The sequence below is a fragment of the Streptomyces sp. NPDC034670 genome, assembly GCF_055574875.1.
Genome location: NZ_JBVITR010000016.1, coordinates 1 through 12,731 on the forward strand (window position 1 = coordinate 1; position 12,731 = coordinate 12,731).

General features: G+C 75.6%; 11 protein-coding genes and 1 pseudogene. 5 read left to right on the top strand and 7 right to left on the bottom strand.

All coding sequences use genetic code 11. The features are described from left to right. Positions 1 to 171 precede the first annotated feature (171 nt). Positions 172 to 540 carry a hypothetical protein gene (locus tag ACZ56B_RS13860; RefSeq protein ID WP_468789550.1) on the top strand — a complete coding sequence of 123 codons (369 nt, stop codon included), beginning with the start codon at positions 172 to 174 and terminating at the stop codon, positions 538 to 540. An 87-nt stretch (positions 541 to 627) separates the two neighbouring features. Here ACZ56B_RS13860 and ACZ56B_RS13865 read toward each other — a convergent pair whose 3' ends face one another. Then, complete coding sequence (locus tag ACZ56B_RS13865; protein WP_468789552.1) at positions 628 to 2,490, bottom strand: glycoside hydrolase family 3 protein; 1,863 nt, start codon at positions 2,488 to 2,490, stop codon at positions 628 to 630. 411 nt (positions 2,491 to 2,901) lie between these two features. Next, complete coding sequence (locus ACZ56B_RS13870) at positions 2,902 to 3,819, bottom strand: LysR family transcriptional regulator (RefSeq protein WP_468789554.1); 918 nt, start codon at positions 3,817 to 3,819, stop codon at positions 2,902 to 2,904. Positions 3,820 to 3,926: 107 nt separating this feature from the next. Here ACZ56B_RS13870 and ACZ56B_RS13875 point away from each other — a divergent pair. Beyond that, a pseudogene (locus tag ACZ56B_RS13875) lies at positions 3,927 to 4,058 on the top strand (EamA family transporter); the annotation flags it as partial. 3 nt (positions 4,059 to 4,061) lie between these two features. Here ACZ56B_RS13875 and ACZ56B_RS13880 read toward each other — a convergent pair. From ACZ56B_RS13880 to ACZ56B_RS13890, 3 genes are all read right to left on the bottom strand, one after another. Further along, positions 4,062 to 5,300 (bottom strand): MFS transporter, encoded by a 1,239-nt coding sequence (locus ACZ56B_RS13880; RefSeq protein ID WP_468789556.1) that lies wholly within the window; start codon positions 5,298 to 5,300, stop codon positions 4,062 to 4,064. A gap of 140 nt (positions 5,301 to 5,440) precedes the next feature. Next, positions 5,441 to 6,241, bottom strand: coding sequence for a sugar phosphate isomerase/epimerase family protein (locus ACZ56B_RS13885; RefSeq protein WP_468789558.1), 801 nt, complete (start codon positions 6,239 to 6,241; stop codon positions 5,441 to 5,443). Between the two features lie 198 nt (positions 6,242 to 6,439). Further along, positions 6,440 to 7,486: a LacI family DNA-binding transcriptional regulator gene (locus tag ACZ56B_RS13890; RefSeq protein WP_468789560.1), complete on the bottom strand. Its 1,047-nt coding sequence runs from the start codon at positions 7,484 to 7,486 to the stop codon at positions 6,440 to 6,442. Positions 7,487 to 7,787: 301 nt separating this feature from the next. Here ACZ56B_RS13890 and ACZ56B_RS13895 point away from each other — a divergent pair, with 301 nt between their 5' ends. The 3 genes from ACZ56B_RS13895 to ACZ56B_RS13905 are packed head-to-tail and all read left to right on the top strand — an operon-like array spanning position 7,788 to position 10,914. Beyond that, entirely contained in the window at positions 7,788 to 8,939 is a 1,152-nt protein-coding gene (locus ACZ56B_RS13895; protein WP_468789562.1) for a Gfo/Idh/MocA family protein, read from the top strand. Beyond that, positions 8,936 to 10,087, top strand: coding sequence for a dihydrodipicolinate synthase family protein (locus ACZ56B_RS13900; RefSeq protein WP_468789564.1), 1,152 nt, complete (start codon positions 8,936 to 8,938; stop codon positions 10,085 to 10,087). Before ACZ56B_RS13895 ends, ACZ56B_RS13900 begins: the two co-directional genes overlap by 4 nt. Continuing rightward, positions 10,084 to 10,914 (top strand): sugar phosphate isomerase/epimerase family protein, encoded by an 831-nt coding sequence (locus ACZ56B_RS13905; RefSeq protein ID WP_468789566.1) that lies wholly within the window; start codon positions 10,084 to 10,086, stop codon positions 10,912 to 10,914. Before ACZ56B_RS13900 ends, ACZ56B_RS13905 begins: the two co-directional genes overlap by 4 nt. A 388-nt stretch (positions 10,915 to 11,302) precedes the next feature. Here ACZ56B_RS13905 and rbsD read toward each other — a convergent pair whose 3' ends face one another. Continuing rightward, positions 11,303 to 11,692 carry a D-ribose pyranase gene (gene rbsD, locus ACZ56B_RS13910; protein ID WP_468789568.1) on the bottom strand — a complete coding sequence of 130 codons (390 nt, stop codon included), beginning with the start codon at positions 11,690 to 11,692 and terminating at the stop codon, positions 11,303 to 11,305. Beyond that, positions 11,689 to 12,591 (bottom strand): ribokinase, encoded by a 903-nt coding sequence (locus tag ACZ56B_RS13915; RefSeq protein WP_468789570.1) that lies wholly within the window; start codon positions 12,589 to 12,591, stop codon positions 11,689 to 11,691. Before ACZ56B_RS13915 ends, rbsD begins: the two co-directional genes overlap by 4 nt. Positions 12,592 to 12,731 lie beyond the last annotated feature (140 nt).

The window sequence follows — 12,731 nt, forward strand, 5'->3', positions numbered from 1 at the left end:
CACTAAGGAGGGAGGGAGGGGTGGTAGGTGGTTTCCCACCCCACCCCCCCCCCCCCCCCCCCCCCCCCCCCCCCCCCCCCCCCCCCCCGCCACCCCCCCCCCCCCCCCCCCCCCCCCCCCCCCCCCCCCCCCCCCCCCCACCCGCGGTCTCCGGAACCACGTCTGGACGACATGACCCAGGAATTCCACTCCGACCGCGTCTTCACGCTGTGGCATTACACGGCCGCCCACGGGGACCGGTTGCTGCTGAGGGCCAAGGCGGAGGCGGACGAGCCGCGCATCGACATCCACATCGAGGGCGTTCGCGGCTTCATGCTGACGACGGTCCACCGCGGCCTCACCATCAGGAGGGCGACCGCCGAGGAAAGACAGCGAGTGGAGGCGGAGTTCGGCGTCGACGTCGACGAGGCGGCCACCGTGCACGTCATCGGCGCCGAGCGCATGCGGGGTTTCGTCGTCGGCGGACCCCTGCGGTGGCACGAGGACGACGGCGACTCCAAGGCCCCTTCGCACTTCGGGCCCCTCCCGGGCACCCCGTGACCGCAGACGTGCAGACGCCTCCCCGGGACGACGGACGCACGGGTCGAGCCCCGTCGTCCCGGTCCGGGAAGCGTCCTCACGCGCCTCTCAGGCGGGACGGCCGGGCCGGTACCTGAGCCCGTGCCCGACGGGGTAGAGCACCGCCGCCGGGTCGTCGGCGCGCTGCACCGGCACCGGCAGGGTCCCGCGCGGGTCCACCCGGCCGGCGATGACCCGTGCCGCCGCCCGCAGTTCGACGTCGGTCCAGGAGTACGTCGCCAGGTACGCCGGGACGCCGGGCAGGTGGGCCACGTCGTACGGGTTGCGGATCGCCACCGCGACGACCGGCTTCCCGGTGGCCAGCAGCTGCTCGACGAGGGTCTTCTGGGCGCTGGACGCGCCGACGTTGTACGTCCCGACGACCACCGCGTCCGCGTCCCGGGCCGCCGCCACCGCCGCGGCGACGGTCGCCGCGGACGGCGCCGTGCCGGTGGGCAGGGCGGTGGCCGTGAAGCCCAGTTCGCCCAGCGCGCCGGCGAGGACGCCGGTCGGCGGTCCCGTCGTCCCGGACGGGGACGCCGGGTCGGCGCCGACGACGAGCAGCCTGGGCTGCCGTCGCCGGGACAGCGGCAGCAGGCCGCCCTCGTTGACCAGCACGGTGGTGGTGCGCTCGGCGATCCGGTCGGCCGCGGCCCGGTGCGCGCGGGTGCCGACGGCGCGGTCGACGCCCGCGTGGGAGACGAACGGGTCCTCGAACAGGCCCAGTTTCGCCTTCAGTCGCAGCACCCGCAGGACCGACTCGTCGAGCCGGGACTCCGTCAGCTCGCCGTTGCGCACGGCCGCGAGGACGGCGTTCCAGGCCACGTCCAGGGAGGGCGGGTTGAGGAGCTGGTCCACGCCCGCCTTCAGGGCCAGCACCGGCACCCGGTCGTCGCCGTACTTGGTGCGGACGCCCTCCATGCCGAGGGAGTCGGTGACGACCACCCCGTCGTAGCCCAGTTCCTCGCGCAGGATGCCGGTGAGGACGGGGCGGGAGAGGGTGGCCGGGTCCTCGGAGCCGTCGAGCGCCGGCACGACGATGTGCGCGGTCATGATCGAGTCGATGCCCGCGGCGATCGCGGCCCGGAACGGCGGCGCGTCGAGCCGCTCCCACTGCTCGCGGGTGTGGTGGATGTACGGGAGCTTGGCGTGGCTGTCGTCGACCGTGTCGCCGTGCCCGGGGAAGTGCTTGGCGGTCGCCGCGACCCCCGAGCCCTGGTACCCGGCGACCTCGGCGGCCACCAGCCGCGCCACGGCGTCCGGATCGGAGCCGAAGGACCGCACCCCGATGACCGGGTTGGCCGGGTCGACGTTCACGTCGGCCACCGGGGCGTAGTTCTGGCGGATGCCCAGGGCGCGCAGTTCGCGCCCGGCGATCCGGCCGAGGGCGCGGGCGTCCGGGAGGGAGCCGCCCGCACCGACGGCCATCGCGCCGGGGAACAGCGTGGCGGGTCCGCCCACGCGGGCCACGATGCCGTGCTCCTGGTCGGTGGAGATGAGCACCGGCAGCCCGCGCGGCAGGCCGAGGGAGGCCTCCTGGATGCCGTTGGACAGGTCGGCGATCTGGTGCGGCTCGCGGGTGTTGTGCGCCCAGGCGAAGTAGATGATGCCGCCGACCCGGTACTTCGCGAGCAGGTCGGCGGCCGTGCGGACGCCGATCTCCTCGAGGTTGGCGTCGACGTCGGCCTGGTCCGGGTCGGTGGCGGAGTGGCCGTAGACCCGCATCACGAACAGCTGGCCGACCTTCTCCTCGAGCGTCATCCGGGAGACGAGGGCGCGCAGCTCCCTGTCGTCGGGGGTGGCGGGGCCGGCGGCGGCGCGCACCGGGCCGGCCGCCGCCAGGGCGGTGGTGACGCCCGCCGTCGCGGCGAGGACGGCGCGTCTGGACGGACGTGCGGTGTTTCCCGTGCTTGCCGTGCTGCTGTCGGGCACGTGCGCTCCTTTGGGAGGTGATCCGCGGAGGACCGGGGGTCCGCTGAAGGAAACTGCCAGGAGGTCACCAATATCCGGGAAGTTTCTGCCGGTCAAGGGAACGCACAGCAACCCGGGAGCACAACGACCGGGAGGGGTGCGGCGACCGGGGAGGGGCGCGGCGGCCGGGAAAGGGCGCGGCGGCCGGGGAGGGGCCGTCGTCGGCGCGGTCGGAGGGGGCGCGCCGACGACGGCGTGCTGCCGGCCGCGGCACGGCGGAGAGGGTGGGTCGGCGATCGCCTCCGGCAGCGAGGGCCGACACCGTGCCGCGGGGACTCGTCCGGCAGCCTGCCCCTGGGACGGACGGGGGCGCGGACGGGTTCCCCGTCCGCGGCGGGTTCCCCGAAGCCGGGACCGGTGCTGCGGACGGGGTCAGCGGGGCGTGTGCGCCGAGACCCCGGGCCAGTGCCCGCGCAGGGCGCGGACCGCCTCCGCGATCGCCGGGCGGCGGGCCGCGCCCGCGCGCCACAGCGCGTACACCCGCCGGACGGGCACCGGGTCCAGCGGCACCTCCACCACCCCGCCGGGCAGCGGGCCGCGCCCCAGCCGGGGGATCAGCGCGACGCCGAGCCCGGCCGCGACCAGGGCGACCAGGGTCGGGTTCTCGTCGGCCTGGTGGACGATCTCCGGCCGGTGCCCGGCGGCGCGCAGGGTGCGCACCAGCCACTCGCGGCAGACCCGCCCCGGCGGCTGGCAGATCCACCGCTCGCCGCCCAGCTCCTCCCGCCGCACCGCCGCGCGCCCCGCGAACGGATGCCCCTCGGGCACCAGCAGGTCGCACGGGTCGTCCCCGATGACCGCCTGCTCCACGCCCGCCGGGACGGGCAGCGGCGCGATGTCCCAGTCGTGCGCGACGACCAGGTCCACCGCGCCCTTGGCCACCAGGTCCACGGACAGGTGCGGGTCGATCTCGGTGAGCCGGGTCTCCAGCGCGGGGTGCCGCCGGGCCAGGTCGGCCAGCACGGGCGGCATCAGCCCGCGCGCCGCCGACGCGAAGGCGGCGACGGCCAGCCGCCCGGCCGGCACCCCGCGCCGCTCCTCCAGCTCGGTCTCCGCCCGTTCCACGAGGGCGAGCAGCTCCCGGGCGGTGGACACCAGCCGGTGGGCCTCGTCGGTCAGCCGCACGCCGCGGCCCTCCCGCTCCAGCAGGACGGTCCGGGTCTCCCGCTCCAGCTTGGCGATCTGCTGGGAGACGGCGGAGGAGGTGTACCCGAGCGCCGCGGCGGCGGCGCCGACGGTGCCGTGGACGGAGACGGCGTGCAGGGCGCGCAGACGCTGGAGGTCGAGCATGGCGGCTCCCGATCGGTCAGCGGTGCTTCATCCAACCATGCGGGAATCGTCGCCGGTGCTGAAGTGTCGCGGGCGGTGGTCCTCGCCGTGCGCGACCTTCCCACCCGCTGCTCGCCGTCCTCGTCGCCGCCGTCCGGGGCGTGGACTTCACCGTCATCGGGATCGGGCCCGGCCACTTCCCGCCGCTGCTCCTCTCCGCCCTGCGCTTCCTGGTGGCGGCGCTCCCCGCGGTGTTCCTCTGGTCAGCGCACGTCCGGCACGGGCTCGCCGTCGCGCAACTCCGGTGTGCTCGTGGCGACGCAGACCACCGCGAGCAGGCAGAGCAGTCCACCGGTCACCAGGGCCGTCGCACCCGAGGTCGCGCCGGCCACCAGTCCCGCGCGCACGTTGCCGAGGTGCGGACCGGCCTGCCCGACGATCGTCTCGGCGGCCGTGACCCGGCCCAGCAGGGCGTCGGGCGTGCGGGTCTGCACGATCGTGGTGCGGGAGAGCACCGACAGGGCGTCGGCCGCGCCGGCCAGGACCAGCAGCCCCAGGCCCGCCCACGGATCGTTGGTGAGGCCGAACGCGGCCAGCGCGGCACCCCAGACGCCCGCGCCGAGGAGCATGACGAGACCGGGACGGCCCCGGCGGGTCACCGCACCGGACAGCACGGACGCCAGGACGCCGCCGACCGCGAGCGCCGACAGGAACAGGCCGAGCGTGCGCGGGTCACCGCCGAAACGCTCGTCGTTGACCAGCGGGAAGAGGCTGACCGGCATCGACAGGACGGTGGCGGCGAGGTCGGTGACGAGCGCGCCGCGCACCACCCGGTGGCCGGCCAGGAAGCGCAGCCCGTCCAGCACTCCGCGCAGACCGGTCCGCGACGGCTCCCCCTCGGGCGGCAGCGCGGGCAGGCCGAACGCGCCGTAGAAGGAGAGGAGGAAGGTCAGCGCGTCGAGCAGGTAGCAGACGCCGATGCCGAACCAGCCGAGCAGCAGGCCCCCGAGCGCGGGACCGACGAGCATCATCGCCTGGCCGGTGACCTGGTGGAGCGCGAGCCCGGAGGCCACCTGGTCCCTGGGCAGCAGCCGCGGGACGAACACCCCGGCCGCGGGGGCGCCGATCGCGGCGCAGGCGGACTGTGCCGCGACCAGCGCGAGCACTCCGGTCACCGGTACGTGCCCGGCGAAGCCCTGGACCGCGAGCAGCAGCGCGCAGACCGTCTGGCCGACCGTCGCGGCCAGGAAGATGCGGCGCCGGTCGCCCCGGTCGGCCCAGGCCCCGGCGAACAGCCCGAAGCAGACCATCGGCAGTGCCTGGGCGAGGCCCACCGCGCCGCTCCAGGCCGCGCTGTGCGTCATCTCCCAGACCTGGTACATGACGGTGACCATGGTCATGAAACTGCCGAGCACGGACACCGTCCGCCCGATCAGCAGGCGCCGGAAGACCGGGGACGTGCGCAGGGGGCGCACGTCGATCAGGGCACGGGTGAGGCTCACGACGGGACGGCGGGGAGGGGAGCGGATCTTGGCACGCGCGGACGCTACCCGGCGTGCGCGGTCCGGGCCAGTGGATTTCCGCGGCCCCGCCCGACGGCCGGATCCCGCGGCACCGGCGCCGCGGGCCGGTCCCGCGCGGGTCAGGCCGAGTCGTTGAGGAGCCGGGTCAGGTGCGCGCGGCCGGAGGAGAGGAGGGCGGGGAGCGGGGCGGCGTCGGGGTACCAGCGCTTCTCGTACTCCCAGCACAGCCAGCCGTCCCAGCCGTGGCGGGAGAGGACCTCCACGCACTCGGCCAGGGGCAGGACGCCGGTGCCGAGGGGGAGCGGGGTCGTGTCGTCGGCGGAGGCGATGTCCTTGACCTGGACGTGGCCGAGGTGGGGGGAGAGCGCCGCGAAGCTCTCCACGGGCTGCTCGCCGCCCAGCCAGGTGTGCATCACGTCCCACAGCGCGCCCACCTGGCGGTGGCCGACCAGGCCGAGGATCCGCATCGCGTCGGCGGCGGTGCGGTGCGAGTCGTGGGTCTCCAGCAGGACGCGGACGCCGAGGTCGGCGGCGTACTCGGCGGCCGTGCCCAGCCGGCGGGCGGCCGTCGCGTCCGCCTCCTCGGGGCTCTGTCCCGAGGAGGCGCCCGGGAGGACGCGGACGGAGGGGGCGCCGAGGTCGCGGGCGAGGTCGAGCAGGGCGCGGATCTCGGCGAGGACCGGTTCGTCGTCGCCCGGCGCGGCGACCCGGGAGTACCCGGCGAGGCCCAGGACCTCGACGCCGGCCGCCTCGAACGCGGCGGCGGCGTCGGCGCGTTCGGCGGGGGTGAGGCGGGGGTGGACCGGTTCCTCGGGGTGGGCGCGCAGTTCGACGCCGTGGTAGCCGTGCTCGGTCGCGAGGCGCAGCACGTCGGTCAGGGGCAGGCCGGGGACGCCGAGGGTGGAGAACGCCAGCTTCATGAGAATCGACAGTACCCGCGGGTTCCGGGGCCAACCTCCCTCGTCGCACGGGTGTCGCGAGCGGGCCCGGCCGGGCGGCGGAACGTCCCGCGGTCGTACGGGGGGCGCCGAAGGAGGTACGCCTTGCGGAACGCCGGAACGCCGGAACGCCGGAACGCCGGAACGCCGGAACGCCGGGAGGCCGAGGCGCCGGACCGACTACGCGCGCGGCGCCCCGCTGGACCCCCGCACCATCAACTCCCCCCGCACCGAGGCGATCCCGCCCGGCGGCGGCTCCTCGCGGCCCATGGCGATGCGTCCGGCCCGGGCCCCCGCCTCCGCCAGCGGCAGCCGCACCGTCGTCAGCGCCGGCACCGCGTCGATGCTGAACGGGAGGTCGTCGAAGCCGGCGACCGAGACGTCCTGGGGGATGCGCAGACCGGAGTCCCGCAGGGCGGCGCACGCGCCGAGGGCGACGGTGTCGTTCGCGGCGACGACGGCCGTCAACGCCGGTTCTCGGCGCAGGAGTTCCAGGGTGGCCTCGTAGCCGGACCGGCGGTCGTAGCGGCCGTGCACGGTCCAGCGCGGGTCCTCCTCGACGCCGTGCGCGGCGAGCGCGGCCCGGTGCCCCTCGAGGCGGTGGCGGGTGGTCGTGCGCTCCTCGGGGCCCGCGATGTAGCCGAGGCGGCGGTGGCCGAGGCCGATCAGGTGCTCGGTGAGTTCCCGGCCGCCGCCGCGGTTGTCGAAGGTCAGCGCGATCGCCCCGGCCTCCGGCGCCGGCGGCCGGCCGCACAGCACCACCCGGGTCCCGGCGTCCGTCAGCTTGCGCAGCTTGGCGTCCACGGCCGCCCGGTGCGCCGCGTCCTCGATCGCCCCGCCGGTCAGCACGACCGCCGCCGCCCGCTGCCGCTGGAGCAGGGTGAGGTAGGTCAGCTCGCGCTCCGGGGAGCCGCCCGTGTTGCAGACGACCGCGAGCCTCTCCCCGCCCGCGCGTCCGCCCGGCCCCCCGATCTCGGACTGGATCGCGCTCGCCATGATCCCGAAGAACGGGTCGGCGATGTCGTTCACCAGGATGCCCACCAGGTCGGAGGTGGCGGCCGCCAGGGCGCTCGCGGGGCCGTTGAGCACGTAGTCCAGCTCGTCCACGGCCTTCAGCACCCGTTCACGGGTGGAGGCGGCCACGGGGTAGTTCCCGTTGAGCACGCGCGACACCGTCGCGGGGGAGACCTGCGCGCGAGCCGCCACGTCCGCCAGGGTCACCGTCATGTCTCGTCCTCCGCCTCGCGCGTCCCGCCGTACGCCCCGTACACACCCACACCCACACCCGCATCACGTCCGCGCCCGTGGCCGTGGTTCCGAGCAGACCCTACGGCTCCGCGCCCGATGGTTCGCCCCCTCGAACAAGTCCGGTCCGCCGCGCTCTTGTCCGGACCCTCGCCCAGAGGCTAGCTTCTGTCTACATAGAAAGCGCTTGCTGTCACGTTCACCAGTCACCGCGCACCCTCAGCGGCCGGCGGGCGACGGGCTGGACGTACGCGGCGCGCGGACCGCGTACGAAGGGAACGACGTGACACGTAGAACGGTGCGGATCGCGATGAACGGTGTGACCGGACGCATGGGCTACCGCCAGCACCTCGTCCGCTCCATCCTGGCCCTGCGCGAACAGGGCGGCCTCGACCTCGGCGACGGCACCGTGCTGTGGCCGGAACCGATCCTGGTCGGCCGCCGCGAGCACGCGCTGCGGGCGCTGGCCGAACGCCACGGACTCGACCACGTCTCCACGGACCTGGACGCGGTCCTCGCCGACGACGGCGTCGACGTCTACTTCGACGCGCAGGTGACCTCCGCCCGCGAGGAGGCGCTCAGGAAGGCGATCGCCGCGGGCAAGCACGTCTACACCGAGAAGCCGACCGCCACCGGCCTCGAGGGCGCCCTGGAGCTCGCCCGTCTCGCGCACGCGGCGGGCGTCAAGCACGGCGTCGTGCAGGACAAGCTGTTCCTGCCCGGCCTGCTCAAGCTGAAGCGGCTCATCGACGGCGGCTTCTTCGGCCGCATCCTGTCCGTGCGCGGCGAGTTCGGCTACTGGGTCTTCGAGGGCGACTGGCAGGAGGCCCAGCGTCCGTCGTGGAACTACCGCGCCGAGGACGGCGGCGGCATCGTCGTCGACATGTTCCCGCACTGGGAGTACGTCCTGCACGAGCTGTTCGGCCGCGTGAAGTCCGTCCAGGCCCTCGCCGCCACCCACATCCCGCAGCGCTGGGACGAGCACGGCAAGCCCTACGACGCCACCGCCGACGACGCCGCCTACGGCGTCTTCGAGCTGGAGGGCGGCGCGATCGCCCAGATCAACTCCTCCTGGGCGGTGCGGGTCAACCGCGACGAACTCGTCGAGTTCCAGGTGGACGGCACCGAGGGCTCGGCGGTCGCCGGGCTGCGGGGCTGCCGCGTCCAGCACCGCTCCGCCACCCCCAAGCCCGTCTGGAACCCGGACATCCCCGCCACCGAGGCCTTCCGCGACCAGTGGCAGGAGGTCCCGGACAACGGCGAGTTCGACAACGGCTTCAAGGCCCAGTGGGAGCTGTTCCTCAAGCACGTCTACGCCGACGCCCCCTACCACTGGGACCTGCTGGCCGGCGCCCGCGGCGTCCAGCTCGCCGAACTGGGCCTGAAGTCCTCGGCCGAGGGCCGCCGCCTCGACGTGCCGGAGATCGCGCTGTGACCGTCCGACTGCCCGACGCGCACGGCCGGCTGCGGACCTACGAGCCCCGCACCGAGCCCCTCGTCCTCACCCCCGGAGCCCCCCTCGCCTCCCGCACGGTCTTCTCGGCCGCGCACGTCGTCGCCGACCCGTACGCCGACACCACCCCCGACGCGCCGGCGGCCGTCGACTGGGACGCCACCCTCGCCTTCCGCCGCCACCTGTGGGCGCACGGGCTGGGCGTCGCCGAGGCCATGGACACCGCCCAGCGCGGCATGGGCCTGGACTGGGCGGGCGCGGCCGAGCTGATCCGCCGCTCCGCCGCCGAGGCGAAGGCGGTCGGCGGCCGGATCGCCTGCGGCGTCGGCACCGACCAGATCGTCTCCGGCACACCCGCCGAGGTGCGGGCGGCGTACGAGGAGCAGCTCGCGCTCGTCGAGGAGTCGGGCGCCCGGGCCATCCTGATGGCGTCCCGCGCGCTGGCCGCCGCCGCGCGGTCCCCCGAGGACTACCTGGAGGTGTACGGCCACCTGCTGCGCCAGGCGAGCGAGCCGGTGATCCTGCACTGGCTCGGCCCGATGTTCGACCCGGCGCTGGAGGGCTACTGGGGCTCCGCCGACCTGGACGCGGCCACGGAGACCTTCCTGGAGGTCGTCGCCGCCCACCCCGACAAGGTCGACGGCGTCAAGATCTCGCTGCTGGACGCCCGGCGGGAGGTCGACCTGCGCCGCCGCCTCCCGGACGGGGTGCGCTGCTACACCGGCGACGACTTCCACTACCCCGAGCTGATCGCCGGGGACGACCAGGGCTTCAGCCACGCCCTGCTCGGCATCTTCGACCCGCTCGGGCCCCTGGCGGCCGAGGCGGTCCGGGTGCTCGACACGGGGAACACGGAGGGCTTCCGCGCCCTGCTCGACCCCACCGTCGAACTCTCCCGCCACCTCTTCCAGGCCCCCACCCGCTTCTACAAGACCGGCGTGGTCTTCCTCGCCTGGCTGGCGGGCCACCAGGACCACTTCGCGATGGTCGGCGGCCTGCAGTCGGCCCGCTCCCTGCCGCACTTCGCCCGCGCCTACGAACTCGCCGACCGCCTCGGCCTGTTCCCCGACCCGAAGCTCGCCGAGGAACGCATGAGGACCCTGCTGCACCTGTACGGAGTGACCCCGTGACCGACCTCGCGCGCTTCAGCGTCAACCAGATGACGGTCCGGCAGCTGTCGCTGCCGGAGCTCGTCGCCGCCTGCCGGGACCTGGGCGTGCCGGGCGTGGGCCTGTGGCGCGAGCCCGTCCGGGACTACGGCGTGGAGGCCGCGGCCAAGCTGGTGCGCGACGCGGGCCTGGCGGTGACCACGCTGTGCCGGGGCGGCTTCCTCACCGCGACCGACCCCGGCGAGCGGGCCGCCGCCCTGGCCGACAACCGCCGCGCCGTCGACGAGGCGGCGACGCTCGGCACCGACACCCTGGTGCTGGTCTCGGGCGGCCTGCCGGCCGGCTCCAAGGACCTGCGCGGCGCCCGGGAGCGGATCGCGGACGCGCTCGCCGAACTCGGCCCCTACGCCGAGGAGCACGGGGTGAGACTGGCCGTCGAGCCGCTGCACCCCATGTTCGCCTCCGACCGCTGCGTGGTCTCCACCCTCGCCCAGGCCCTCGACCTCGCCGAACGCTTCCCCGCCCACCAGGTCGGCGTCACCGTCGACACGTACCACGTCTGGTGGGACGACACCGCGCCCGCGCAGATCGCCCGCGCGGGCGCCCAGGGCCGCATCCACACCTTCCAGCTCGCCGACTGGACCACCCCGCTGCCCGAGGGCGTCCTCAACGGCCGCGGCCAGATCGGCGACGGCGCGATCGACATGCGGGAGTGGAAGGGGTACGTGGAGGCGGCCGGCTACACCGGCGCCATCGAGGTCGAGCTGTTCAACGAGGCGCTGTGGGCCCGGGACGGGCGCGAGGTGCTCGCCGAGACGGCGGCGCGGTTCGCGGAGCACGCCGCGTAACGGCCGCGCGACGCCCCCTCCCGTACGAGCCGTACGGGGCAACGGGCGTACGGGGGACCGGGGCACGCTCCCCCGCGCACCGGGCGGCCGCTCCCCGCCCGGGAACCCCGCGGGGAACCGGGCGGGAAAAAATCCGGGGGACCGTGCAACCCTCCCCGCACCTCGCCGGTCGTACTCTGCGTCAGGACCTCTGGAGGGGGACCCGGGGGGGATCCGGAGAGGTTCTGACGGGGGAGGGAACCGAGGGGGCACGGTCGACGGACCGGGCCCCCTCGAAGTCTTCACGGCCGGACGGCGCGGAGGCAGGCCGGCCCGGCGGCCCGAGCGCCCGGCGTTCACCGGCGCCGGCCCGCGGGCGCCGTCGGACCCCCGCGGCCGTCGGCAGCCGTCAGAAGAACACCCCGCAGCGCAGCAGCACGTTCGCGTACGGCCGTGCCTCGCCGGTGCGGACGACGAGCCGCGCGCCGGCCGTCAGCTCCTTGAGCCGCTCGTGCGGCACCAGCTCCAGGTGCGGGAAGTGCCCCGTCAGCAGCTCGGCCGCCGCCGGGTTGGCCCGCCGCACCTCGGCCGCCGCCGTCGCGCCCTCGACCACCAGCTCCTCCAGCAGCCCCTCGACCACCTCGGCGAAGGACGGCACCCCGGCCCGGAAGGCCAGGTCCACCACGCGCGGTCCGTCGGGCACCGGCATGCCGGCGTCGCACACCAGCACCCCGTCGCCGTGCCCGAGCTCGGCCAGCGCGCCGGAGAGGTGACGGTTCAGGATCCCGTGCTTCTTCACCGGGCGGCGACCTCCGACGCCGTCGGGAAGGACACCTGTGCGCCCTCCCGGGTGACGGTCACCGCCCCCACCCGGGCCGCGTACGCCGCCGCCTCGGCCAGGGACTCGCCCGCACCGAGCCGCCAGGCCAGCGCGGCGGTGAACGCGTCCCCCGCGCCGGTGGTGTCCACGGCGTCCACCTCGACGGCGGGGACCCGGTGGACGCCCTGCGAGGAGGCCACCAGCGCGCCCTCGCCGCCCAGCGTCACCACCACCGAGCGCGGCCCCTTCGCCAGCAGCAGCCGCGCCCAGTCCTCCGGCTCCTCGCTCACGCACGCCCCGCCCAGGATCACCCTGGCCTCGTGCTCGTTGACGATCAGCGGGTCGCAGGCCGCCAGCACCTCGGCCGGCAGCGGGCGCGGCGGCGAGGGGTTCAGCACGAACCGGCTGCCCGGCGCCAGGCTCCGCACCACCTCCACCACCGTCTCCAGCGGGATCTCCAGCTGCGCGGAGACCACCCGGGAGGCGTGGAAGAGGCTCGCCGCCGCGCGCACGTCCACCGGCGTCAGCCGGCCGTTGGCGCCGGGCGAGACGACGATGCTGTTGTCCCCCGACGGGTCCACCGTGATCAGCGCGACCCCGGTCGGCGCCCCGCCCACCAGCACGCCCACCGTGTCCACCCCGGCGGTCCGCTGCGAGTCCAGCAGCAGCCGCCCGTGCCCGTCGTCGCCGACCCGGGCCAGCAGGGCCGTCCGGGCCCCGAGCCGGGCGGCCGCGACCGCCTGGTTCGCGCCCTTGCCGCCCGGGTGGACGGCCAGGTCGGAGCCGAGCACCGTCTCCCCGGCGCCCGGCCGGCGCTCGACGCCGATCACCAGGTCGGCGTTGGCCGACCCGACGACCAGGAGGTCGTAGTCGTACATGAATCGCTCCCCGATCCGAGTGGGTGTGGGGGGGGGGGGGGGGGGGGGGGGGGCCCCCCCCCCCCCCCCTCCCTCCCCCCCCCCCCCCTCCCCCCCCCCCCCCCCCCCCCCGTCCCCCCCCCCCCCCCCCCCCCCCCCCA

Bases quoted from the DNA above. Each gene is read 5' to 3' on its own strand.
- ACZ56B_RS13860 (WP_468789550.1), top strand. From the start codon at position 172: ATGACCCAGGAATTCCACTCCGACCGCGTCTTCACGCTGTGGCATTAC.
- ACZ56B_RS13870 (WP_468789554.1), bottom strand. From the start codon at position 3,819: ATGCTCGACCTCCAGCGTCTGCGCGCCCTGCACGCCGTCTCCGTCCAC.
- ACZ56B_RS13885 (WP_468789558.1), bottom strand. From the start codon at position 6,241: ATGAAGCTGGCGTTCTCCACCCTCGGCGTCCCCGGCCTGCCCCTGACC.
- ACZ56B_RS13890 (WP_468789560.1), bottom strand. From the start codon at position 7,486: ATGACGGTGACCCTGGCGGACGTGGCGGCTCGCGCGCAGGTCTCCCCC.
- ACZ56B_RS13915 (WP_468789570.1), bottom strand. From the start codon at position 12,591: ATGTACGACTACGACCTCCTGGTCGTCGGGTCGGCCAACGCCGACCTG.